25 protein-coding genes are annotated in these 23,675 nt (G+C 58.5%); 11 read left to right on the top strand and 14 right to left on the bottom strand.

Annotated features, from left to right (window positions below):
• Positions 1-13 precede the first annotated feature (13 nt).
• Both ompA and ACB040_RS16545 read right to left on the bottom strand, forming a co-directional pair.
• On the bottom strand, positions 14-1,051 hold the full coding sequence (gene ompA / locus ACB040_RS16550) for a porin OmpA (protein WP_005335824.1): 1,038 nt from the start codon (positions 1,049-1,051) through the stop codon (positions 14-16).
• A 265-nt stretch (positions 1,052-1,316) separates the two neighbouring features.
• Entirely contained in the window at positions 1,317-2,354 is a 1,038-nt protein-coding gene (locus tag ACB040_RS16545) for an SGNH/GDSL hydrolase family protein (RefSeq protein ID WP_069526899.1), read from the bottom strand.
• A gap of 254 nt (positions 2,355-2,608) precedes the next feature.
• Between ACB040_RS16545 and ACB040_RS16540 the strand changes: the two genes are divergently transcribed.
• Positions 2,609-2,995, top strand: coding sequence for a YgiW/YdeI family stress tolerance OB fold protein (locus ACB040_RS16540; protein WP_005335826.1), 387 nt, complete (start codon positions 2,609-2,611; stop codon positions 2,993-2,995).
• 85 nt (positions 2,996-3,080) lie between these two features.
• Here the strand turns inward: ACB040_RS16540 and mltC are convergent, their stop codons facing one another.
• The 3 genes from mltC to mutY all read right to left on the bottom strand — a co-directional run bounded on the left by mltC (position 3,081) and on the right by mutY (position 5,635).
• A complete protein-coding gene (gene mltC / locus ACB040_RS16535) occupies positions 3,081-4,184 on the bottom strand; it encodes a membrane-bound lytic murein transglycosylase MltC (protein WP_368176778.1) in 1,104 nt (367 codons plus the stop codon).
• 117 nt (positions 4,185-4,301) lie between these two features.
• Positions 4,302-4,574: an oxidative damage protection protein gene (locus tag ACB040_RS16530; protein WP_005335828.1), complete on the bottom strand. Its 273-nt coding sequence runs from the start codon at positions 4,572-4,574 to the stop codon at positions 4,302-4,304.
• Between the two features lie 8 nt (positions 4,575-4,582).
• Positions 4,583-5,635, bottom strand: a complete 1,053-nt coding sequence (mutY, locus tag ACB040_RS16525) for an A/G-specific adenine glycosylase (protein WP_100652745.1) — start codon at positions 5,633-5,635, stop codon at positions 4,583-4,585.
• A gap of 237 nt (positions 5,636-5,872) precedes the next feature.
• On the opposite strand from mutY, the gene ACB040_RS16520 reads away from it, so the two are divergent.
• A complete protein-coding gene (locus ACB040_RS16520) occupies positions 5,873-7,111 on the top strand; it encodes a multifunctional CCA addition/repair protein (RefSeq protein WP_005335833.1) in 1,239 nt (412 codons plus the stop codon).
• 118 nt (positions 7,112-7,229) lie between these two features.
• Here the strand turns inward: ACB040_RS16520 and ACB040_RS16515 are convergent, their stop codons facing one another.
• Both ACB040_RS16515 and ACB040_RS16510 read right to left on the bottom strand, forming a co-directional pair.
• Positions 7,230-8,828 (bottom strand): BCCT family transporter, encoded by a 1,599-nt coding sequence (locus ACB040_RS16515; RefSeq protein ID WP_371155649.1) that lies wholly within the window; start codon positions 8,826-8,828, stop codon positions 7,230-7,232.
• A 9-nt stretch (positions 8,829-8,837) separates the two neighbouring features.
• Entirely contained in the window at positions 8,838-9,365 is a 528-nt protein-coding gene (locus ACB040_RS16510) for a hypothetical protein (RefSeq protein ID WP_368176776.1), read from the bottom strand.
• Between the two features lie 162 nt (positions 9,366-9,527).
• On the opposite strand from ACB040_RS16510, the gene ACB040_RS16505 reads away from it, so the two are divergent.
• The gene (locus tag ACB040_RS16505) at positions 9,528-10,007 is read left to right on the top strand and encodes a MarR family winged helix-turn-helix transcriptional regulator (protein WP_368176775.1); all 480 of its coding nucleotides are present in this window, start codon (positions 9,528-9,530) and stop codon (positions 10,005-10,007) included.
• Between the two features lie 71 nt (positions 10,008-10,078).
• Here ACB040_RS16505 and ACB040_RS16500 read toward each other — a convergent pair whose 3' ends face one another.
• Positions 10,079-10,660, bottom strand: coding sequence for a YjaG family protein (locus ACB040_RS16500; protein WP_021231718.1), 582 nt, complete (start codon positions 10,658-10,660; stop codon positions 10,079-10,081).
• A gap of 162 nt (positions 10,661-10,822) precedes the next feature.
• Here ACB040_RS16500 and ACB040_RS16495 point away from each other — a divergent pair, with 162 nt between their 5' ends.
• Positions 10,823-11,767: a D-2-hydroxyacid dehydrogenase gene (locus tag ACB040_RS16495; protein ID WP_005363043.1), complete on the top strand. Its 945-nt coding sequence runs from the start codon at positions 10,823-10,825 to the stop codon at positions 11,765-11,767.
• 71 nt (positions 11,768-11,838) lie between these two features.
• On the opposite strand, the gene mepM is transcribed toward ACB040_RS16495, so the two are convergent.
• The gene (mepM, locus tag ACB040_RS16490) at positions 11,839-13,176 is read right to left on the bottom strand and encodes a murein DD-endopeptidase MepM (protein WP_005354854.1); all 1,338 of its coding nucleotides are present in this window, start codon (positions 13,174-13,176) and stop codon (positions 11,839-11,841) included.
• Positions 13,177-13,436: 260 nt separating this feature from the next.
• Between mepM and ACB040_RS16485 the strand changes: the two genes are divergently transcribed.
• Both ACB040_RS16485 and ACB040_RS16480 read left to right on the top strand, forming a co-directional pair.
• Positions 13,437-14,735, top strand: coding sequence for a LapD/MoxY N-terminal periplasmic domain-containing protein (locus ACB040_RS16485; protein WP_338773673.1), 1,299 nt, complete (start codon positions 13,437-13,439; stop codon positions 14,733-14,735).
• On the top strand, positions 14,732-15,673 hold the full coding sequence (locus ACB040_RS16480; protein ID WP_338773672.1) for a TAXI family TRAP transporter solute-binding subunit: 942 nt from the start codon (positions 14,732-14,734) through the stop codon (positions 15,671-15,673). Before ACB040_RS16485 ends, ACB040_RS16480 begins: the two co-directional genes overlap by 4 nt.
• Here ACB040_RS16480 and ACB040_RS16475 read toward each other — a convergent pair.
• A complete protein-coding gene (locus tag ACB040_RS16475) occupies positions 15,668-16,342 on the bottom strand; it encodes a transglutaminase-like cysteine peptidase (RefSeq protein ID WP_323896564.1) in 675 nt (224 codons plus the stop codon). The two genes, ACB040_RS16480 and ACB040_RS16475, sit on opposite strands and share 6 nt — an antisense overlap.
• A gap of 67 nt (positions 16,343-16,409) precedes the next feature.
• Positions 16,410-17,348, bottom strand: a complete 939-nt coding sequence (gene znuA / locus ACB040_RS16470; RefSeq protein ID WP_323896567.1) for a zinc ABC transporter substrate-binding protein ZnuA — start codon at positions 17,346-17,348, stop codon at positions 16,410-16,412.
• A 93-nt stretch (positions 17,349-17,441) separates the two neighbouring features.
• Here znuA and znuC point away from each other — a divergent pair, with 93 nt between their 5' ends.
• Both znuC and znuB read left to right on the top strand, forming a co-directional pair.
• Positions 17,442-18,218: a zinc ABC transporter ATP-binding protein ZnuC gene (gene znuC / locus ACB040_RS16465; RefSeq protein ID WP_005363049.1), complete on the top strand. Its 777-nt coding sequence runs from the start codon at positions 17,442-17,444 to the stop codon at positions 18,216-18,218.
• A 21-nt stretch (positions 18,219-18,239) separates the two neighbouring features.
• Positions 18,240-19,019: a zinc ABC transporter permease subunit ZnuB gene (gene znuB, locus ACB040_RS16460; RefSeq protein ID WP_033115078.1), complete on the top strand. Its 780-nt coding sequence runs from the start codon at positions 18,240-18,242 to the stop codon at positions 19,017-19,019.
• A gap of 12 nt (positions 19,020-19,031) precedes the next feature.
• Here znuB and ACB040_RS16455 read toward each other — a convergent pair whose 3' ends face one another.
• The gene (locus ACB040_RS16455) at positions 19,032-19,922 is read right to left on the bottom strand and encodes a LysR substrate-binding domain-containing protein (protein WP_371155655.1); all 891 of its coding nucleotides are present in this window, start codon (positions 19,920-19,922) and stop codon (positions 19,032-19,034) included.
• A gap of 91 nt (positions 19,923-20,013) precedes the next feature.
• Here ACB040_RS16455 and ACB040_RS16450 point away from each other — a divergent pair, with 91 nt between their 5' ends.
• Complete coding sequence (locus ACB040_RS16450) at positions 20,014-20,871, top strand: DMT family transporter (protein ID WP_201953473.1); 858 nt, start codon at positions 20,014-20,016, stop codon at positions 20,869-20,871.
• Positions 20,872-20,874: 3 nt separating this feature from the next.
• Here ACB040_RS16450 and ACB040_RS16445 read toward each other — a convergent pair whose 3' ends face one another.
• A complete protein-coding gene (locus ACB040_RS16445; RefSeq protein WP_371155657.1) occupies positions 20,875-21,462 on the bottom strand; it encodes a uracil-DNA glycosylase family protein in 588 nt (195 codons plus the stop codon).
• 99 nt (positions 21,463-21,561) lie between these two features.
• On the opposite strand from ACB040_RS16445, the gene rarD reads away from it, so the two are divergent.
• Positions 21,562-22,452, top strand: a complete 891-nt coding sequence (gene rarD / locus ACB040_RS16440; protein ID WP_371155659.1) for an EamA family transporter RarD — start codon at positions 21,562-21,564, stop codon at positions 22,450-22,452.
• Here the strand turns inward: rarD and ACB040_RS16435 are convergent.
• Positions 22,434-23,168, bottom strand: a complete 735-nt coding sequence (locus tag ACB040_RS16435) for a substrate-binding periplasmic protein (protein WP_371155661.1) — start codon at positions 23,166-23,168, stop codon at positions 22,434-22,436. The genes rarD and ACB040_RS16435 overlap by 19 nt on opposite strands.
• 44 nt (positions 23,169-23,212) lie before the next feature.
• Between ACB040_RS16435 and ACB040_RS16430 the strand changes: the two genes are divergently transcribed.
• Positions 23,213-23,557, top strand: coding sequence for a GIY-YIG nuclease family protein (locus tag ACB040_RS16430; protein ID WP_005363060.1), 345 nt, complete (start codon positions 23,213-23,215; stop codon positions 23,555-23,557).
• Positions 23,558-23,675 lie beyond the last annotated feature (118 nt).

The raw sequence follows: 23,675 nt of genomic DNA, 5'->3' as shown, positions 1-23,675 counted from the left end.
TCAGTGTGAAGGATTACTCCTGCACCTCGCTGACACCTTCGACTTTCACATCAACACGGCGATCCGGAGCCAGGCAGACGATCAGCTCACGCTTGGACTTGCTGACGCAGCTGTCGCCGGTAACCGGTGAGGATTTACCACGCCCTTCCACATTGATCTTGGCGGCCGGAATCCCTTTACCAACCAGATAGTTGGCAACGGTCTGGGCACGCTGCTCGGAGAGTTTCTGGTTGTAGGCATCGGAACCGATACGGTCGGTGTGACCAATTACAGTTGCCACACCATCTTTGGGTCGCGCCTCTTCAATCTGGCTATAGAGGCTATCCAGTGCCTGACTGGCCTCTGGCTTGAGAGTCGCCTTGTTGAAGTCAAACAGCACATCGGAGCTCAGGGTGAACTGCTTCTCAACCATCACAGGTGCAGGAGCTGGTTCCGGAGCCGGGGCGGGCGCCACAGGGGCAACCTGACCAAAGCGATAAACCGCTGCCAGTGAGAGCAGGCCGTTATCCATTCTCAAACCGGTATCATCACGACTGCCATACGGGGTGGTGTACTGGTACTCCAGGCGAGCGGCCCAGTCGAGATTGAACGCATACTCGGCACCCAATGCACCGACCATGACAAAGCGGCTGTCATCTTTGTAGACATCGCTCTTGGTATCAGCCCAGCCATAACCGCCACCGACACGGCCATACAGATCCAGATTATCGGTAACCGGGAAGCCCAGTTTCAGGGTCAGTTGAGCCAGCTGTGCTTTTACTTCATCACTGAAAGCGCCTGCCGCCGTAGTGGCATCGTATTTGTAATTGCCCAGATAGTCGTAACCCAGCTCCAACCCCAGATTCTTGTTGATCTGATAACCGCCAAACACGCCTGCACCCAAGGCATCGTTGGTTTCATTGCCAAGGGTCAGGGCATTGCTTTCATCAATGCCGTAGAAGTTGGACCAACCCAGTTTGGCACCGCCATACCAGGTGTTGTCCTGACCGGCAGCCTGGGCATTGGCCGCCAGCAAGCCGGTAACCAGCAAGGTAATCAATGATTTTTTCATGTTTGAGCCTCTGCAACTTTATGTAGGAGGAGGTTGATTGATATCACCTCGTCTTATAGGTGCAACCACCCAAAAGCGATCGCAGCATATCAACGTTAGCCTATTTTCAAGTCACTGATATCAATTAACAAAAAACACTCTAACGCAACCACGTTACAAAAACAGCAACAAGCGTTTGTTATTTGAACTGAATGTGACGCAAAAAGACGCACAAATGAGGGCGGATAGGAGAAAAAGGCCAGCAACATGCTGGCCCGAAGCGATATCAGTGACGAACAAACTCGTAGTGCTGATCGATAAAGTCAGCAACACGCTGGCTCAGTACCTTGTGCACCGTCTTGGTCGGATGCACCTGATCCCAGAACATATGCTCATCACAGTTAAGAGTCGCTGCTCGCCCTTTTGCCTGCCCGCTCACCACCGCCTGCGCCAGGATCGGGTTACCGGCAATAGCCACTCTTTCGGAGACACTTAAAGCCGGGGTCGCAGCCACCTCGGCGGCGCTGCCGGAGAACGGCTTCCATGTATAGCCACCACCGTAGCAGGCGTGTTCTGTGTCACTCAGCCCGAACTGCTGAGGATCGCGCATCATCTCGTCAAACTGCTTGTCCACTTCGAACAGCTTCACGATGCCAAGGGGAGCCAGCTCTCGAGTGAGGTTCTGCAACTTCTGGTTGTGGTAACTGGCCACATGGCGCACCTTCTCCACCACCTTCATGCTGCGGGCTGACGGGGTCTGCCCCAGATCAGGAATGTTGAACAGCAGGATCTGCTGCGCGCCGTTGAGCACCAACCGGTTGGATGCCAGCCGGATGGTATCGATCACCCGATCCGCATCCCGCTCGGTGTTCCAGCCATAAGCCAGATAGTCGTTGGCACCGACCCAGATCACCACCAGATCATCGGGGCGGAACTTGTCCTTTTTCAGGAACTGATCGATCTCGTAATCGAGGTTGTTGATCACCTGATATTTGGGATCCCAGGACCAGAAACCGAGCCAGCCATTCAGGGCCCCCAGATGGTTATAGGCCACCGCGGTTGCACCGCCTTCAGCCTCGTTGGCCACGACCAGACCGGGAAAACGCTCGTCACCCAACTGCTCCAGCCATACCGGGCCGTTGCTGAATCGCCCGTTGAAGTAAGGTGGGCTGGAGGGGAGATACCCCCGCATCTTCTTGTACATCTTGCCGGTGTCGGAGAGGCTGTCACCAAACATCACAACCCGGGAAAAAGGTTGGCGTCCCTCTGCCGCTTGCGCGGTCAATGCCATTAACCCCAATAAACAAACAAGCCATTTTTTCATATTGTTATGCTCTTCGATTAAGCAGGTGAGACCTGCGGACTTCTCCTCGAGTGGCGACAGGCATGGGAAGAGTCTGCTGCCACTGACTCCTGGTGAAGGCGACAGATTACAGTTCCAGATGAAATCACACATGTTCCGCCACCGATGAAATCGCTTGCGCTCACAAAACAGACAATCACACCAGCCTATTTCTTTCACGCTTGTTTCACGCCCCCCCCGGCACAATGCCCTCATACCAACGACAGGAGTATGAAATGAACAAGGCAAGCGCAAGCGTAATCGGACTGTTGACCCTGATGTCTGTCTCCTCTTTTGCCATGGCGGCCTACACAGGCCCGCAGGAGCAGAACAAGGTTTCCGTTGCTCAGCTGAAAGATCTGGCCGATGACAGCTGGGCCACCCTGGAAGGGAAACTGGTCAAGCACCTGGGCGGCGAGAACTATCTGTTCCGCGATGCCAGCGGTGAGGTGGAGGTCGAAGTGGATCAGGATGTGTGGCGTGGCACCGAAGTGGGCCCGGATGATCAGATCCGCATCCGTGGTGAAGTGGACCACAGCTGGAACAAGACCGAAGTGGAAGTGAAAACCCTGGAGAAAGTGGGCGCGGCCCCGCAGACCAAGGGCGGCTTTATCGCCAAATAAGGCCACTTCAACGACGAACTGGCCAGACGTTAAAAGGGCGCTTGATATCAAGCGCCCTTTTGCATGGTTAACCCAGCGTCACCGCTTAACCGGCCCGACTGGCAAAGGCTCTCTTGAACCCCTTCTCGGCCTGATTGACCTTGTAGAGGTAACGGCGCGCCTCCTCTTTGGGATGCTGTTCGGTCAACACCTGATAGACCGCCTCGGGGGAGAGCCGGTTGATCCGGCCCGGCGCCGCCTTGCGATCGCTGGAGAAGGTATTGAGTACCCCGCCCGCACCACCGTTATAGGCGGAGATCACCGCATAGCGACGGGAGCGCGGATCCTGAATATCCGCCAGATAGACGGTCTGCAACAGGTGCAGATAGGCGGTACCAACATCGATGTTGTAGGCCGGGTTGAACAGCTCCTCCCGGGTCGGCTGACCGTTCTTGCCCTTGACCCGGACATAGACGTCACGACCGGCAGTGGCCGGAATCACCTGCATCAGGCCATAAGCGTTGGCATGGCTCACCGCATAGGGGTTGAAGCTGCTCTCGGTCTTGATCACCGCATAGATCAGGCTCTCCGGCACGCCGTATTTGCGCGACGCTTCCCGGATGATCCCCGCATACTTGTAGCCCCGTCGATCTTCATGGTTGGCCACCATGGGAATATCAACGAAGAAGATGGTGCGAATACCCAGAGTGCGCTTCTTCATCGCCGTATTGAGCAGGTAATCGGCATAACGCTCGGCGCGCCAGGAGGCGCGGATTGGCTGGCGCTGATTGTCCAGCACCTGACCATAGAGGAAAGGCTCGCCACCGGTCAGAATTTCCCGATCGGAGTAAAGATCCACTTCGGCCGGATCGTCCGGCGTCAGCAGGGTCTCGATGATGGCGCGACGCAGGTGAGCGCGGGGATCGATGCCCGAGACCGTCTCCACCATGATGTGACCGCTGGAGAAGTCGATGTGGGCCCGGCTCTTGTACTGATCCGTGTATTTGACGTAGTCAAACTTGCCCGCAAACAGCGCCTCCCGCCCCCATATCTCGTTCACGTTATGGGAGAGCGCGCTGATCATGTGTTCAAAACCGCGGATGTCCTTGCCGTTGACCAGATCGTCATCCTCACTCCCGCTGGGCTTGGGGGAGGATGAGCAGGCAGAGAGAAACAGCAGGGTGCACAGCAGCCAAAAAAATCGGCCCATAGGATCCTCAAACCGGGCAGCAGAGCTGCCCATCATTCATTTGCTGCGACTTCAGGAGCGGTCACGCCAGTGTGGCGCCATTCCCGCACCTGTTCACACGTACAACAGCCGGAGAGCTTACTGGGCAGGCGGGGTGTAACCTTCGATCTGCACTTCACCTGCATCAAACAGGTAGCTGACCATCTCTTTTTCCAGCAGTTGGCGATGCTCAAGATTCATCATGTTGAGCTTTTTCTCGTTGATCAGCATCACCTGCTTCTTCTGCCACTCAGCCCAGGCTTCCTTGCTGATGTTGTCAAAAATCCGCTTGCCGAGCTCACCGGGATAGAGTTGGAAATCCAGACCCGGGCCCTCTTTTTTCAGGCGTTGGCAAAATACAGTACGGCTCATGTTGACCTCTATGGTTGTAACTCTGGATAGGCGAGCAGACGGGCCGTGGCGGCCGCCAGCCCCACCTCGGCAGGATGGCGTAAGTTATACCAGAGTCGGTTATCTGCTTCCATGAGCCGCAGCGGCTGCGCCTCATCAATGTCAATCAGCAACGGCTGAATATCGAGATGGAAGTGGCTGAAGGTATGGCGAAAACCGGCCAGTTCACGATAACCGTGATGGCTCAGGCCGAGGGACGCCAGCAGACCATCCACCTCCGCCAGCGAGGCCACCTGCGGGAAGCAGTAGAGCCCGCCCCAGATCCCCTGCGGCGGCCGCTTCTCCAGCAGCAGCTCATCGCCGTGACGGATCAGCAGCATGACGCCGTCACGGGCCGGAATGCTCTTCTTGGGCTTGCTGTTGGGATAAGCGGTAGGCTTGCCTTGCGACAGCCCCTGGCAATCGGCCCGCACCGGACAGCGATCACAGGCAGGCTTGCTGCGGGTGCAGATAGTGGCCCCGATATCCATCATTGCCTGATTGTATTGCGCCACGCCCAGCTTGGGGGTGAGCCGGATGGCGATCTCCCACAGCTCGTTCTCCACCTGTTTTTGACCGGGCCAGCCCGGCAGCGCCAGCCAGCGGGTGAGTACCCGCTTCACGTTGCCATCAAGGATGGCGTGGGGCTGACCCAGAGAGAGCGACAGCACGGCCCCGGCGGTTGAGCGGCCAATGCCCGGCAGCGCCATCACCTCGTCAAAGCGCTCGGGAAAGAGACCATGGTGGTGATCGCGGATCTGCTGGGCCGCCTTGTGCAGGTTGCGGGCCCGGGCGTAGTAGCCAAGCCCGGTCCAGTGGTGCAGCACCTCGTCGACAGGGGCATCGGCCAGCGCCACCACATCGGGGAAGCGCGCCATAAAACGCTGGTAATAGGGGATGACTGTGGCGACCTGGGTCTGCTGCAGCATGATCTCCGAGACCCAGACCCGGTAAGGGGTCTTCTCCTGCTGCCAGGGCAGGGTTTTGCGGCCATGAAGCTCGTACCACTCCAGAACCCGGCTTGCGAAGGTTGATTGATTCACGTTGTTCTCATGTCGTTGATATATGGGGAACTCTGCGGTTCCTTCGGCTCATCTGGCCTGCGCGGGCATAAAGTCATCCCGCAGCACAGTGTCAGCTGTCTGGTGCGGCAGCGTAAGGCCTCGTCACGCCCAAGTCAAAGCCGCGCTGATTGGAGCTGCGGGCAGGTGGTGGTCAGGCAGCAAAGCGGTAACAAAGACGATATACTCGGCCCCACGATTGATGACGGGAGAGACGGTTTGCAGACTTATCTGGTTGGGGGCGCAGTGAGGGATCGCCTGCTGGGATTGCCGCAGGGCGACAGGGATCATCTGGTGGTCGGTGCCACCGTGGAACAGATGCTGGCGCTGGGTTTTACCCAGGTCGGTCGCGACTTTCCGGTGTTTCTTCACCCCAAAACCCAGCAGGAGTATGCCCTCGCCCGTACCGAGCGCAAACAGGGTCAGGGCTACACCGGCTTTGTCTGCCACGCCGCCCCCGATGTGACGCTCGAGCAGGATCTGCTGCGCCGGGACCTCACCATCAACGCCATCGCCGAAGATGATCAGGGAGAGCTTCACGATCCCTACGGTGGCATCGAGGATTTGGAAAAACGGCTGCTGCGCCACGTTTCCCCTGCCTTTGCCGAAGATCCGCTGCGCATCCTGCGGGTCGCCCGCTTCGCCGCCCGCTTCCACGCTCAGGGCTTTACCATAGCGCCGGAGACCCTCGCCCTGATGAGCGAGATGACGGCCGCTGGCGAGCTGGCCCACCTCACGCCGGAGCGGGTCTGGAAGGAGCTGGAAAAAGTGCTGCTGGGGCCGACCCCGCAGATCTTTATCGAGGTGCTGCGCCAGTGCGGCGCCCTGAAAGCGCTGTTCCCAGAGATTGATGCGCTGTTTGGCGTCCCCGCCCCGGCCAAGTGGCACCCGGAGATCGACACCGGCATCCACACCCTGATGGTGCTGGAGCAGGCGTGCCGGATCTCCCCCGAGCTGACGGTACGCTTTGCTGCCCTCTGCCACGACCTTGGCAAGGGAGTCACCCCCAAGGAGTTCTGGCCAAGCCATCACGGTCATGGCCAGAAGGGGCTGCCGCTTATTCGCGCCCTGTGCGAGCGGTTCCGGGTACCCAATGAGTGCCGGGATCTGGCGCTGCTGGTGAGCGATCTGCACACCCACATCCATATCGCTTTTGAGCTCAAGCCCTCCACCCTGCTCAAAGTGTTCGACAAGGCTGATGCCTGGCGTCGCCCCGAGCGCTTTGCCCAGCTGCTGGATGCCTGTCGCGCCGACTTCCATGGCCGTACCGGTTTCGAGGAGCGGGTCTACGCCGAGCCGGACTATGTGGCAGAAGCGCTGGCTGCCGCCCAGGCGGTGCCGGTGAAAGAGATAGTGGCGGCCGGTTTCAAAGGGGAAGAGATCAAGGAGCAGCTCGCCAAAAAGCGGACTGATGCCATCAGCCGGGTCAAGGATGAGTGGACCTTTATCGAGGAGTAACCTCGGCCCCATAACAGACGGCCACCCTGATGATGAGCTCCGCAAGGAGAGCATCGCCAGGGCGGCCGTTTTCCATCCAGATTGATATGTGAGGGGGCGCTAACCCCTGCTGATGCGGTTATGCCGGACCAATTCGCTCCATCAGGCTCATATGGGATGAGCCATCGTGGCGCTTGAGGTTCTGGCGATATTCGAACTGGCGCTGGCTCTCCTGCTTGAGCCCCAGCATCAGCGAATAGCACATCGCCAGCATGATCACCGAGAAGGGCAGCGCCGCTATGATACTGGCCGCCTGCAAGGCCGCCAGGCCGCCGGAACCCAACAGGATGGCGGCAACCAGCCCCTGCCCAAGACCCCATACGGCGCGGTGCAGCACCGGCGGCTCCTGATCACCAATGGAGAGCAGGGTGGTGATGACCAGCGTGCCCGAGTCACTGGAGGTGATGAAGTAGGTGCAGATGAGCAGGGTCAGCACGGCCTTGGCGATCCAGCCGAAGGTATCCCAGTGCAGCAGCTCGACCGTCTTGTAGAGCGCCAGCGTCACATCCTGATTGACCGCCGCCACCACGCCGCCACCACCAAACAGCTCCAGATTCATCGCCGTACCGCCAAACACGGTGAGCCAGAACATGCCGAGCAGTGAAGGTACCAGCAGCACACCGAGCACAAACTCGCGAATGGTACGCCCCTTGGAGATACGGGCGATAAACATGCCGACAAACGGCGCCCAGGCAATCCACCAACCCCAGTAAAACGCCGTCCAGCTCGACTGCCAGGCCGAAGTGCCGTTGGCTTCGGTGTTGGTCCAGAAGCTCAGTTTGACGATGTTCTGCAGGTAATCACCGATGTTCTGCACATAGGCGTTGAGGATATAGGTGGTCGGCCCCAGCACCAGAAAGAGTGCGAGTACGAAGACGCTCAGCCAGATATTGAGCTCGGAGAGAATTTTCACTCCGCGCCCGACCCCGGAAACCGCCGACAGAGTGGCGATCAGGCTGATACCGCCAATCAGCCAGAGCTGGTTGGACTGCGACACCTCCATACCAAACATCTGGTTGAGGCCGGTATTCATCTGGGAGACCCCCAGACCAAGGGAGGTCGCCACCCCAAAGACGGTGCCGAACACGGCCAGCACATCGGCCGCATGGCCCCAGAAACCGTAAATCCGCTCACCGAGGATGGGGTAAAGCACGGAGCGAATAGCCAGCGGCAACTTGCGACGATAACTGAAAAAGGCCAGCGACAGGCCAACGATCACATAGATGGCCCAGGGGTGCAGGCCCCAATGGAAAAAGGTGAGGCGCATGGCGATCTGGGCCGCTTCCGGGGTCATCCCTTCGGTAATGAACGGATTGCCCTGCAGATGGTTCATCGGCTCGGCGATGCTCCAGAACACCAGACCGATACCCATGCCTGCGCTAAAGAGCATGGAGAACCAGGCGAAGTAGCCGAACTCCGGTACCTGGTCGTCGTCACCCAGCCGGATGCTGCCAAAACGGCTGAACATCAGGTAGACAGCGAAGAACAGGAACAGGGCGACCACCAGAATGTAGTACCACTTGAACCCGGCAATAATCTGATCCTTGGCACCGACAAACCAGGCGGCCGCGGTATCGGGAACAAATACGCCAAACAGCAAAAACAGGGTGATCACGGTGAGGGCCGTCATGGCCATAGTCGGGTTGAGGCCTTTCAATAGCCCTTTGCTTGCTCGCATCCAGCCTCCTTAGTCGTTGTTGAAAAAGTCTTCGCCCACATGATCACCGGCACCGCCGATGGCGCGATAGACCAGTTTGCCGGCCGTCTGTTCGCGGTGATCCACCAGCGAAACCGAGGGCTGGCCATTCACGGCGTGACGCTTGCCAAGGAAGATGGCCATGGGGACGCCCAGATTGGAGATACCGCTGGTGATCCAGAGGCGGTTGAAGTCGTAAGAGCCACCGATGAACTCCAGCTGGGCCAGGCCGGTATCGAGGCCGGTCAGATAGAAGTTCATGGCACTTTCGTCAGGAAAGAGGTGCACCAGCACATAGGCGTAGCGCAATTCGTTCACCAACTCCTTTATATTGAAAGTACCTGTCTCACTGCAAGAGAGGGGTAACTCACCATCATAGTGGTGTACCTTGAGGTTGTTCGGGTCTTCATCATAAGCAGGCTGATAGCGCACAAAAGCCGAGGTATCCGGCAGTTCATAGCGCACTCTGACCACACGTAACTCGGCCACCAGAGACTTGATATCCAGCTCGTCATTCATCATTTAGCTCCTCAAATGTCAGGGTGAACTCCGTGAAATGTCCGTCAACCTAACACAAAATTGATTAGAGCAGAAATTATTACAACAAAAACCATATTGACCTTGTGCCGAATTAGGCGGAAAATTTTCCCCTCTCCATAGCCCTCCAATGACGCACACCCCATGGAAAAACATGATGAAGTGCTGGTCGCCCTGCGCCAGATTATTCGTGCCATCGACATGCACTCCAGGCGCTTAATCAAAGAAGCCGGGCTCACCTCCCCACAACTCTTGCTGCTCAAAGGGATCGACGAGCTGGGACAGGTCTCCATGCGTCAGCTGGCCGATCACACCAACATGAGCCAGGCCACCGCCACCACCATCATGGACCGATTGGAGAGCCGCCAACTGGTGCAGCGCGTTCGCAGCAATACCGACAAGCGCAAGGTTCACGCGACACTGACTGACGCAGGCCGCGCCCTGCTGGCCCAGGCCCCGACCCCGCTGCAAGAGCGCTTCATCCAGCGTTTTCAGGCACTGGAAGCGTGGGAGCAGACCCTGCTGCTCTCTTCCCTGCAACGCATCTCCGCCATGATGAATGCAGACGAAATCGATGCCGCCCCGGTGCTGAGCGTCAGACCCCTCACCGAAGAGCAGGCATAAGCTGCTGAACAATTTCAGGCATAAAAAAAGCTCCCGAACGGGAGCTTTTTTCAATCAGGGGCCGCAGAGGATTACTCTTCCAGGCTGATCCCGATATTGGAGACGCCATCCTGAGAGGCGAATGCTCTGATGGCCAGGATTCGATCGCTGTCGCGCTCATGGGCAACCCGCTTGAGCAGTTCAACCTGGAACTCCAGTTCGGCTTCCATGTACTCGTGCTCGTAGAGCTCCTCTTCGGTCAGATCCCGCTCTTCCAGTAGCTCGATAAACCCGGCCACGGTACCGACTGACGCATGGCTGGCATCGTTGGCCTCTTCGCCGACCCGGCAGATCACCGAGTTATAGGCGCAGCCCAGCGCAACACAGGCATCAAGCGCCGGGTAGGCACCGTAGGATTCAAACTTGCGGGGATCCGGAATGTGAGACTCGAACTCTTCGAGAATGGCACCCAGATTGACCCGGGATCCCTTGACGGTGAGGTAGACCCACATCTGATCCAGCGCATGCCGGAAAGCACCAGCATTGCCAAAGCCGGAAGCCTGACAGAACAGGGCATAGTTGGGGTACATGCGCTCTGCCAGCGCCAGGGTGTAGACGGTCTGTTGCCAAGGCTGTAGCTCGGCCAGTCGCTTATAAAACTTGTCACCAAACACTGGAGTCGGATCCTTTGCAAAATGTGGGGCAGATTGTAGCCCACGAGGGGCGCGGCGAAAACGAAAAAGCGCCCTGGTCGGCTATGTTGCGATATGAAGTCAGGTAAGATGGGTCGAGAGCGGCATCTTGTTGCGCCGCAAATTCTGATAAGGAACAAGAGTATGAGCCAACGTACCCTTCTTTTGCTCAGCCAGGATAATGCTCACTACGAACGGCTGCTCAAGGCCGCCAATCTCCCCCATCTGCGCATTCTGCGAGCCGATAACCAGAGCGATGCCGAGAAGCTGATCGGCGAAGCCCATATTCTGATGGCCGAACCGGCCCGTGCCAAACCGCTGCTGCCCAAAGCCAACAAGCTGAGCTGGTTCCAGTCCACCTATGCGGGAGTCGATGTGCTGCTCGACCCTGACAGTCGCCGCGACTACCAGCTCACCAATGTCCGCGGCATCTTCGGCCCGCTGATGAGCGAGTATGTCTTTGGTCATCTGCTCAGCCTGATGCGCCAAATTCCCCTTTATCGGGAACAGCAGAAACAGCGACTGTGGCAGAGTCACCCCTATCAGGGCCTCAAGGGGCGCACCATGCTGATCCTGGGGACCGGCAGCATTGGCCAGCATATCGCCCACACCGGCAAACATTTTGGCATGAAGGTGCTGGGCATCAGCCGCAGCGGTCGGGAGCGGGCTGGGTTTGATCAAGTTTATCAACTGCCTGCGCTCAACAAGATGCTGGCGCAGGCCGATGTCATCGTCAGCGTGCTGCCAGCCACCCGCGATACCCGTCATCTGTTCAATGCCGCCCGCTTCGAACACTGCAAACCGGGCGCCATCCTGTTCAACGTCGGCCGCGGCAGCGCCGTGCACTCGGGCGATTTGCTCACCGCACTGCGTACCGGCAAGCTGGCGATGGCGGTGCTGGATGTGTTCGAGCAGGAGCCGCTGCCCGCCGACAGTCCACTCTGGGGCCAACCCAACCTCATCGTCACCCCCCACAACAGCGCCTACAGCTTCCCGGATGATGTAGCCCAGATCTTTGTGCGCAACTACATCCGCTTTATCGATGGCCAGCCACTGGATGGCAAAATCGACTTCGACAAGGGTTACTAACCCTCACTGCGCATGTAAAAAGGCCCCGCCAATCTGGCGGGGCCTTTCATTTCAGGCGGTGACGACAGGAATCAACCCGCGGCCAGCTCCTTGCGATAGCTCTTCACCTTGGCAAGGAACTGACGACGCTCCTTGCCGCTCAGGGGTTCAGCCATCGGCAGCTTGGCGGTCATGGCATTGACCGGGCGATTGTTGATCCGCAGCTCGTAGTGCAGGTGAGCACCGGTCGAGCGACCTGTGTTGCCGGAGAGGCCGATCTTGTCGCCCATCTTCACTCGCTGACCGGTTTTGACCAGCAGCTTGCTCAGGTGCAGATAACGGGTAGAGAGAGTACGGCCATGCTTGATGACGATATAGGTACCCGCCAGCGGGTGGCTGGTTGCCTTCTGGACGATACCATCGCCAGTCGCCAGCACTGGCGTGCCCACCGGCACCGCAAAGTCAGTGCCCTCGTGAGGACGCACCATACCGGTTACCGGATGTTTGCGCGCCGGGTTGAAATTGGAACTGATCCGATAGCGGCTGTGGGTCGGGTAGCGGCGGAATCCGCGCTCCAGACTGTTGCCCTGACCGTCGTAATAGTTGCCGTCATCGGAGAGCCAGGCCGACACCGTCTTGCCCTGGCTGGTCACTTCCACACCCAGCAGCTGGCTGTTACCAGTGCTCTTGCCTTCCACCGTCTCCTGGCGTACCAGCACTTTGAACTTGTCGCCCTTCTGAAGATCCTTGGCGAAATTCATTCGCCACTGGAACAGGTTGGCAATTTTCTGGATATGGTTGGCCGGAATCCCCGCATTGCGGGCACTGACATAGAAGCTGCCGTTGATCACGCCGTTGTAACGCTGCGGTTGCCACTCGACCTTCTCATTGATCATCGAGGCGGTATAGGCATCGTCGCTGCGCGCCATCACCAGCGTCTGCTTGATGTTCAGGCGGATTTTAAGTTGCTGCAGGATGTTGTCCTGATCGATCAGCAGCTCGATATTCTGGCCCGGCTTGAGGCGCGCCAGATAGTTCTTGTTGTCGGCGTCCAGCACCTTGTAGAGGGTGGTGGTGGATAGACCGAGATTGTTAAAAATGGCGGTCAGGTTTTCGCCGTTGCGGACCCGGTAATCCTGCCACTGGGGGGTGGTGTCGACCGGGATGTCGTCATCCGGCGCACTTTGATCAACCAGTTCGTGATCGGGGATTTCGTTAAAGTCGGTGTTGTTTTCGTTGGTTGCCGTACCTGCGGTATCAATGGGCAACTCAAGACGCAGCGGCCGCTCGAGGATGTCACCCGGAGCTGGCAATAATGCCACTGCTGACAGGGTCATGGCCGTCAGCATCAGCATGGCGTAAAAGTGTTTGCGGGGAACCGGTGGTTCCCAATTGGCAGCCTGTACTACCAAGGGACGGAGACGTTTCATCCGCTATCCTGTATTTAGATCTAAAGAGTGTGAGTTGCGATGTCAGTTGTGACAAAACCGTATAAAACTGTTTGTTGGACACAAATAGTTACAAATAGTTCATCACAATCTGCATGAACCTCACATTTTATGCATAACCCGCCCGGATGGGCAGAAATGATCGTCTTTTTTAACCATTTTTTCCTATTTTTAAGAACCGGGTCGGATTCGATACTGAATAGAAACCTGAAATGTTGCGATAACTTTTCCATGGAGTGGATATGTCGTTAGCAAAACTGTTAATCAGAATAATTGTCGTCCTGTTCCTGATCGGTGCAGCGCTGCTGTTTGCACTGGAAGTCACGACGGTCCGCCAATCCATCCTCGACCAGATGTCAGCCAACCTGGAAACCGCCATCACCGCTCTCGGGCTGGTGCTGCAAGGAACCCTGCTCAATGACGACAATGTGCTGGCCGAGACCATCGTCAATGCCATGTTCGATGGCGGCTTCGTCAGCTCGGTCACCCTGATCGATCCCGATGGCCAATTGCTGTTTCAGAAGGTCTTCCACTCTACCCAGCAAAATGTCCCCGGCTGGCTTCCCTCGGTTATCGGCATGCCCCCCGTCAAGATTGAGCAAGAGTTGACCGATGGCTGGCGCATGCTGGGCACTCTGACCCTTGAGGGGCATAGCGGCTACGCCTATCAGCATCTGTGGAATGCCATCAGTCGCACCGGTCTGGCGCTGCTGGCGGGCCTCGTCGTATTTACCCTGATCATCTCTCTGGTGTGCAAACGCCTGCTGCAGCCCCTGGAGCAGATCAACCTGCAGCTGATCCGTATCCGCAAACACCAGTTCAACAGCACCTTGCCCACTCCCTGGTTGCAAGACCTCAAAGAAGTGGCACTTTCCATCAACCAATTGGTTTCCGAACGCAAACGGGATCTGCTGCAACAACGACTCAAAATCACCCAGCTGGGAAAACAGCTGCCACTGACGCCCCCACAGCCGCTGCAAGGAGTGAGCCCACTGCCGGAAGGCGGGCAACTGCAAAAATTTGTCTCCACACAAGGGGAGATCGCGCTCTATCAGCGTTTCTTGCCCAGTCAACCCCTCGGTGCCGACAGCGAGCTCGCAACCATCCAGAGCGCCCTGCAACAGTGGCAGCACTCTCATATAGAAGGGATCTTGCTGCCCCTCTCCCTGCTCAATCACCCGCAATGGTCCGAGATTGCCCCTCTGCTAAGCCAGGGTCGAGGAAAAACACTGGATTGGCGCTGGGATGTGGCCACATTCCCCGCCCACGGCCAAGCCACATTGGCCGCGCTACAGGAACAGGGGTGTGAGCTCGCCTTCAGCGCCATTCCCCTCAATGCGGATACCTTCAATCAACTTGACCCGCTCAATCCCATCTTTATCAGCTGTCAGCTGACCGATGCACCGCTCTACTGGAATCTGCTCTCCCAAACCATGCATGCCGCCGGTTATACCCTGCTGGCAGAATCGGGAGAGTGTCGCGACATCGACAAACTGCGGACCTGGGGTATCGATGGTTATGCCAAGGAGGCGCAATCATGAAGAAGCTCGCCATGCTGTTGCCCCTGCTGTGGCAACCCGGCCTGATGGCCGAAACCGTCACTATCACCACCGGGGGTGAGCAGGGGATTTATCACCAGATAACCAAAGAGTTTTGCCGTCTGGCCCATGAGGTCGACGAGCAACTTGCGTGCACACTGCAGAGCTCATCGGGTTCAATAGAAAACCTGAAGCGACTGAAGAGTGGCGAGTCATCCTACGCCATGGTGCAGTCAGACTGGCTATATCAGGCAAGCCAGGGCTTGGGCCCTTTTGCCATGCAGCCGCAACCTGAGCTGCGCGCCCTGTTTGCCACCCATGCCGAGCCCTTCACCATAGTGATCCGTGCCGATGGCGATATCACTTCACTGGAACAGCTCAAGCTCGCCCCCATCGACATGGGGTTGAAGAGCTCGGGAACCCGCCAGACGGCGCTGACCCTGTTCAACATCTTGGGAGCGAAAGAGCAGGATCTCGATCTGAAGAGCATGGCCAACCTGCCGGATGCGCTCTGCAGCAAGCAGATCGACGCATTTGCACTGGTGATGGGACACCCTAACCGGATTGTGCTCGACACCGCCAAACGTTGCGCAGTCAGTTTCCTCCCCATCGATGGGGCCACCCGTGATCAGCTACTCAAGGGGGTCAAATATTACCAACGCAGTCAGGTGCCCGCCCGCATCTACCCCGGCAATCTGAAGGCGACGCCCACCTTTGCCATAGCCGCCACCCTGGTCACCAATGCCACCATGCCGGAAGAGTCTGTCTATCGTCTGACCAAGGCAATGCTGACACAGCAGACCAAGTTCAATGAGCAGACTTATGGCTACGCCAATATGTTTCACCGGGCACGCAATAAAACCGGCCCGGTGCTGAGTGTTGAACAGCATCCGGGCGCGGCGAAATATTTCGAGGAGCTGAAAGCGGCGGGCAAGCTATAACTGACGACGGGGAGAGCGCAGTTGCTCGCTGGAGAAACGGGTCTTCATCGATGTCCACTGCGCCAACCGATCGGCACTCCCCGCCAGCGTCCCTTCCCGCCGTGACTTCATGATCCAGATGCTTTTGGCATCGAAACTGTAAACGGGAATGAGATCGGTACGCTTGCTGCCCGGCAGGATCCGGCTGTTGATGTTGTCGAGCACCAGTGGGTCAGCCTTGGGTGTCGGGAAGTAGAGCGTCACCATGTGGAACTGGTTGTAACGCACCGCCTTGACGTAGGCCAGTCGCAGCTTCTTCTCATCCACCCCCAGCTCCATCAGGGTGTAGTACTTGGAAATGCTGTAATCCTCGCAATCCCCACCCCGGGCACCGATGAACTCCAGCGGATTGGCCCAGTAATCCTCATCTCCCCACAGCTTGGGGTCTTCACTGTAGGTGAGATTGTTGAAGTAGTTGTTCACCAGCTCGATCTTCTGCTGGTCGGTTGTACCCGCTCTGGGGGTGAGCAGGCGAGAGAATGCCTCGGCACGCTGGATGGCCCGGCCACCATACACTTCCTGCAGCTTGGCCCGCAGATCCGGACTGGCAATATATTCGGAAAGACGCGAAGCCTGCACGCAGGCGCAACATAGCGCCAGAGTACAGGCCGGGATCAACAACCATTTCATACCGGACACTCCATGTCAGATGCTGGAGGTCAGTATAGTCCCTCCGGATGAGAGGCTCAGCAGGCGATCAGCGACACTGTGCGAATGCGTCTGCCAGTTGCTGCATGAATTGGGGATAACCATCCGGACCGAGTGGCACCTGTTCACCCACCTCATCAAGCAACAGTACCTTGGCGCCGGTATTGCGTGCCACCGATTCGATCACAGCCGGTGAGAATTGCGGCTCGGCATAAATGCAGCTCGCCTGCTTCTCTTCCAGTGCCTTGCGGATATCCACTAGCGTCTTGGCGCCCGGGCGACGCTCAGGGCTCACGGTAAAGTGACCTTTTGAACTCATGCCGTAATGGCGCTCCCAGTAGCCATACGCCTCGTGGAAGACAAAGTACCCCTTCTCATTCACTGCCTTCATCTGGCCAGCAATCACCTTGTCCTTGGCATCTACCTTGGCATCAAATGCCGCGAGGTTGGCGTCATAGCGAGCCTGATTGGCCGGATCCAGCTTGCCCAATTCACTTGCGATCGCCTTGGCAATCACCTTGGCCTGCGTCGGGCCAAGCCAGATATGGGGATCGACCCCTTCGTGATGATGTCCCTCATGCCCTTCATCATGATCATGGTTACCGTGCTCGTGGGCGGCATGATCGTGATCATCATGGTCATGGGAGTCATGACTATCCTGAGTCGCGTAGTTGAACAGCGGCATTCCCTCAACCTGAGTCAGGGCCAAAGCATGGGGATGATTGGCCAGCGGCTTGGCCATAAACCCTTCCAGCTCGGGGCCAACCCACACCACCAGCCCAGCACTGTTGATGCTGCGAATATCGGACGGGCGCAGGGAGAAATCGTGGGGAGAGGCGCCGGTCGGCAACAATACCTTGGGCTCACTCACGCCGTCAGTGATCGCCGCAGCGATGAAGCCAAGGGGCTTGATGGTGGTCAGTACCTCAATGGCACGAACAGGCAAACTCACCGCCAGCAGGGCAGTGAAAAGCGCAATAATTCTCATTGGTGAATCTCGTCAGGGGGTGAGTATGTGATAATATAACAGCCGCTTTTTGTTATATTATAACTCTCACTGGCTGTAAACCCCGGAGTTGTCATGAGCCAACTGGTAGAGCTGAAAGAGGTCTCTCTCTCGTTTGATGGACGCTCTGTGCTCGACAAGGTCTCCTTTACCCTCAATAAAGGCAAAATCACCACGCTAGTCGGCCCCAACGGGGCGGGCAAGAGCACCCTGAGCAAGCTGGTGCTGGGTCTGCTCACACCAGATTCGGGCAAGATCACCCGCAGCCGCGACCTGAGAGTCGGCTATGTGCCCCAGCGCCTCTATCTGGATCCCACCCTGCCGCTGACGGTACGCCGCTTCCTGCAACTGGGCAAAAATAGCCGCCTCTCCATCGAGGAGGCGCTGACCCGGGTGGGCGCAGAGGGATTGCTGGAAAACCGGATGCAGAAGCTCTCGGGTGGTGAGATGCAGCGTGTGCTGCTGGCTCGCGCCCTGCTGGTCAAGCCCGAGCTGCTGGTGCTGGATGAGCCGGTGCAAGGGGTTGATATCACCGGCCAGATCGAGCTCTACGCCCTGATCGGCCAGCTCGCCGCCGAATTCAATTGCGCCGTGCTGATGGTCTCCCACGACCTGCATCTGGTGATGGCCAGCACCCACGAGGTGATCTGCCTCAATCGCCACGTCTGCTGTCATGGCGAGCCGGAAAGCGTGGCCCGCCACCCCGAATTTGCCCGTCTGTTCGGGCGACCGGAGCAGGAGGTGCTGGCAGTATATACCCACCATCACCACTGCGACGGCGAACACCATCATCATGAACCGCAGGCCCCCGTCATCCGCCTGCCCTCTCGCAACAACGCTCACAGCAAATAGCGCAAGCAACAGGACATTCAAGTGGACAGCTTTCTGTTATACGCCCTCGCGGCCGGTCTCGGCATCGCCCTGCTGGCTGGCCCCCTCGGCAGCTTCGTGGTATGGCGCAAGATGGCCTATTTTGGCGACACCCTCTCCCATGCCTGTCTGTTCGGTATCGCGCTGGGCATCCTGCTGCAGGTCGATCTCACTCTGGCGGTAGTGGTCTGCTGCCTCGCCATGGCGATGCTGCTGGTGATCATGAGTCGCAACCAGCAGGTGGCCACCGATACCCTGCTCGGCATTCTGGCCCACAGCGCCCTGTCCCTCGGTCTGGTTACCTTGAGTTTTATGGATAACGTGCGGGTGGATCTGATGGCCTACCTGTTCGGCGACCTGCTCTCGGTACAACCAATGGATCTGCTCTGGATCTACGGCGGTGGCGCACTGGTGCTGCTCACCCTGTGGCGACTGTGGGACCCCCTGCTCTCCATGACCATCTCGGAAGAGCTGGCACGGGTAGAGGGGATCCGGGTCGATGTGCTGCGCTGTGTATTGATGCTGCTGATTGGTCTGGTGATTGCCGTGGCGATGAAGTTTGTCGGGGCGCTGATCATCACCTCCCTGCTGATCATTCCCGCCGCTACCGCCCGCCGTTTCAGTCAGACGCCGGAGCAGATGGCCGGCTTTGCCGCGCTGATCGGCTGCCTCGCCGTACTCGGCGGGCTGACCCTCTCCTGGTATCAGGATACTCCGGCGGGCCCGTCAGTGGTGGTCTGTGCCACCAGCCTGTTTGTGCTGAGCCAGTTCAAAAAAGCCTGATAACCCGAGCCATTACAGCGGCATACTCTGGCGTGTCTCCATCATCAGCCACTGGCGCAACCGGCTGATGGCGGGCTCATGGGCCCGCGAGCGCTTGCAGGTAAAGTAGAAGGCATCCCCCGTCTCCAGCTGGTGTACCGGCAAGGCCACCAGCTGGGGATCATCGGGCCGCAGCATGTAATCATTCACGAATGCCACCCCCTGATCCCAGGCTGCCGCCTCCATCGCCAACAGCACATGGCTGAAGTGGTGCATCCGCGCCTCGTCAGGGATCACCAAGCCACCTGCCTTGGCCCAGCGCAGCCAATCCTCCCCCCGCGCCTTGTAAATGGACTGCACCGAGAGCAGCGGCAGCTGCCAGATGGCCTCGGGCCACTCCCCGCTGCTCTGCTGCAACAGGCGGCGACTACAGACCGGAAAGAGCCGCTCCTGATAGATAAGATCGTGGCAGTAGCCGCGTCCGTTGGGTGAGACTGTGATAAAGCAGTCCGCCACCCGATCAGAGAGCTCGGGATCTTCCGCCACCATCTCCAGACTCAAATCCAGCTCGGGATAGAGCTGGCGCAATCCGGCCAGGCGGGGGATCAGCCACTTCACCGCAAACGAGCTGTAGACCGCGAGCCGGACTCGCATCTCGCCACCACCACGCAGCTGTTCGCTGCTCTGGGCAATCTGGCTGAGCCCGGCGGCAATCCCCTCGAAGTAGCTCTCCCCCTGGGTTGTCAGCGAGAGCAGCCGACCCTGACGCAGCAGCAAGCGCTCACCCAGAAAATCTTCCAGCAGGCGGATCTGGTGGCTGACCGCACTCTGGCTGACGTTCAGTTCAAGGGCGGCGCGGGAGAAGCTGAGCAGCCGGGCCACTACCTCGAAATATTGCACCGCACGCAGAGGAGGAAGCTTCATTATCTAAATATCTCATGAGTGGTCATTTTTTATCATTTTACTGGATATCAACCGGCACGCTACCCTCCGCTCATCTGAAGTGGGAGGTGGTATGAATGCAGTAGGGATCGGCATCCTTTATCTGGTGCTGGGCAATATGGTGGCGGTTTTTTCCGATGCGCTGGTCAAGGTGCTGGAGCCGGATCAGCCCATCTTCCAGTTTGTCTTTTTCCGCCAGCTCTCGGCCGCCATTCTGCTGATGCCCTGGCTGCTCTGGTCATGGCGCCGCAACCCGCCAGTGGCCTTCAAGTGGCACCTGCTGCGGGCCCATATCTGGGCGGTCGGCGTCTGCCTGATGGTGGTGGCCCTCACCCGCTTGCCGCTCGCTACCGCCAATGCCCTCTTCTATGCCGCCCCCCTGATGATGGTGCCGCTGGCGGTGTGGATGGCGGGGGAAGCGATCTCGCGCCAAAAGGTGCTGACTGCGGTTATCGGGTTTATCGGGGTATTGATCGTGCTGCGCCCGACCGAGGTGAACTGGGCCGCGCTGGCGGCGCTTGGGGTGGCGCTGTCGATGGCGCTCAACAATCTGCTGATCAAGCGGATCCCGCTCAAGCAGCCCATCGCCCAGACCTTGTTTTTCACCAACGTGCTGAGCATGCCCTTCATTCTGGCACTGGCATTGTGGGAAGGGGGCAACTGGCAGTGGCAGATGTGGTGGCCCGCTTTTGGCTCCTCGGCGCTGATCATGGTCTATGCGGGATTGTGCGTGGTGGCCTATCGCAAGGCGGAGGCGAGCAAGATCGCCTCGGCGGAGTACACCGGTCTGCTGATGGCGGTGGCCATCGGGGTGTGGCTGTTTGACGAGCAGCCGGGCCTGCCGCTGCTGCTGGGCTGTATCTGCATCGTCCTGCCGCTCATCGCCATGGCGCGCAGCAAGCCAAAACCGCTGGCCGAGCCAGCGCTCTAATACTCAGGGTCTCCCCAGAAGCGGGGCGGCCCTTTGCTGCAGATGGGGAACGATCTCCTGCTCGAACCAGGGATTCTTCCTGAGCCAGAGGGTGTTGCGTGGGGAGGGATGCGGCAACGGCAGCCAGCCGGGGCCATAGTCGGCCCAGCTGCGCACCGTGTCGGTGAGCGACCCCTTGGCCGCCCCCCGCAGGTAATGGGCTTGTGCATACTGGCCGATCAGCAGGGTCAGTTCGATGTTGGGTAGCAGCATCAATACCTTGTCGTGCCAGTTAGGCGCGCACTCGGGTCTGGGCGGCAGATCGCCGGATTTTCCCCTGCCGGGATAGCAGAGGCCCATCGGCATGATGGCGATGCGGGATTCGTCGTAAAAGGTGGTCTTATCGACCCCGAGCCACTGGCGCAGCCTGTCACCGGAGGGGTCATCCCACGGGATACCGCTGGCATGCACCCGGGTGCCGGGTGCCTGACCGATGATCAGCAAGCGGGCACTCTCGGCCCCGCGGATCACCGGACGAGGCCCCAGCGGCAGGTGAGCCTCGCACAGACGGCAGGCCCTGATTTGCTCAAACAACTTATCGATTCGCTGCATGACGTTGATAGTACCAGCATTTCCCTGTTTTCCCTCTTGTGGAAACAGGGCGCGCCCCCTACTATCGCCATGGATGTTTAATTTAATAAACGGACAATAATGAAAAACTGGCTAGGTACCGGCACCGCAACCCTCTCCTTCATCCTGTGGGGGATGCTGCCGCTCTATTATCAATTCATGCCCGAGGTCAACATGTGGGAGCTGATCTCCCACCGGGTGCTCTGGTCTGTGGTGCTGCTGGGAGCCCTGTTTTTGCTGCTTGGCCACAAGGTGCCTTGGGCACAACTGCGCAGCGAGCCACGCCAGCTCGGCCTCATTCTGTTGGCGGGCCCCGTCATGTCCATCAGCTGGTGCATGTTCACCTGGTGCCTCACTACCGGGCAAGTGCTGACCACCAGCCTCGCCTTCTTTATGACCCCGCTGTTCAATATCGTATTCGCCGTCATCTTCCTCAAAGAGCGACTCACCCCGCAAAAGCATCTGGCGGTCGCCCTGGCGCTGGCGGGGCTCGCCTACATGCTCTTCTGCTACGGCCAACTCCCCTGGTTCTCCCTCATCATGGGGGCCAACTTCGCCTGCTACGGCCTTATCAAGAAGAAGATCCACTACGACACCGGCTCCAGCCTCTATCTGGAAGCCATGGTCCAACTGCCCGTCGCGCTGATCATCATCGGCACGCTGGCGTGGCACGGGGAAGGGGCATTCGTGAACGGGGAGCTGGCTGACAAGCTGCTGCTGATGGGCAGTGCGCCCGCTACTCTGCTGCCGGTGGGGCTGTTCTGCTACGCGGTGGCGAGAACCCGGATGAGCACGGTGGGGCTGCTGCAATATATCGAGCCCAGCCTCGCCTTCCTGCTCGCCATCTACTGGTTTGGTGAGGCGCCGGACCCCATCAAGGCAGTCGGTTTCGCCTTTGTCTGGGCAGGTCTGCTGGTGAGCCTGTTACCGCTGCACCGGCTCAAGCTCCGCCCTCATGGCGTACCGCGATAGGACTCCAGCACCTTGTGCCAGCGGGGATCCCTGTCCATCTGCTCGGCGATGTCGTTGAGGGTGGCATGCAGCTCTGGGCGAGATTTTGGCAGCAGGATATGGCGGGTATAGCTGGATTGGGGGAAGGGCGAGATAAACAGCTTGCCCTGATAGTGCTGTGAATCGATGAAAAAGCCCAGCGATGAACCACTCACCAACGTCACATCGATGCGGCCGCGCACCAGCAGCTCAAGATTGGTCTTCACCTTCTTGGCATCCTGACGCACCAGCTCCCCGCGGCCAGCTGCATCATCGATCCCCTGATAGCGGTAACCCTCCACCCCGCCAAACACCAGCCCCTTGAGGGAGTCTGGCCCGCGATAGGTGACCGGGTTATCGATGTTCGAGACCAGCTCGTTGGTGTCGCGCATCACCGGGAAAGTCCAGAGATAGCGTTTGCGATGGGGATCCCCCACCCAGGCGGGATTGACCCAGACCACCAGACCATCAAAGTCGGGATCCGCCATCTCCAGCGCCAGCCGGGCGCGATTGACCAGCCAAAGCTCTATTCTGGGTTCACCCCCCAGCTTTTCATTGAGATACTTGACCAGCTCGCGGCTCAGCCCTTCATCCACTCCGGTGTTGAAGGGGGGATGCTGATGGTAATCGTAGAGACGGAGCGTCTCCCCCAGGGCTGGGACCGACAACAATAACCACAACCAAAACCAGACTCTCATCGCACCTCCTTGAGCTGCCTCTGAGTTTGGCACAGAGAATTTGAATGAGAGAACCCGCGACCACCACACCGGCACAGCAACCATCCACCCCTTCCCGCTGGTCTGTCTACATGGTGCGCACCGCCACCGGCCTGCTCTATACCGGGATCAGCACAGACCCGCTGCGCCGTCTGCGTCAGCACCAGAGTGGCAAGGGCGCTCGCGCCCTGCGCGGCAAGGGGCCACTGACGCTGGCGTGGCAACAGGAAGTCGGCGAGAAGGGGGCGGCCCTGCGCATCGAATATCGCCTCAAACAGCAGCCAAAATCCTTCAAGGAACAGCTGATAAAAAGCCCGGCACTCTGGCAGAGCTGGAGCCCCCAGTGGTTACCCGCAGCCACCCAGCCTTGAGGACGACATGTCTAGTCCTGAAATAGGTTTACACATTTTCAACTAGCATTTCTCTACTCAGAACCCCCTATGTACCGCATCGGGGGTTCTGTATTTCAACGCATGATGCGGCCGCTCC

The organism is Aeromonas sp. S11(2024), from assembly GCF_041402345.1.
Lineage (GTDB): Bacteria > Pseudomonadota > Gammaproteobacteria > Enterobacterales > Aeromonadaceae > Aeromonas > Aeromonas veronii.
Note: the sequence above shows the minus strand (reverse complement) of the source record. Positions and strands in the feature narration are given on the sequence as shown.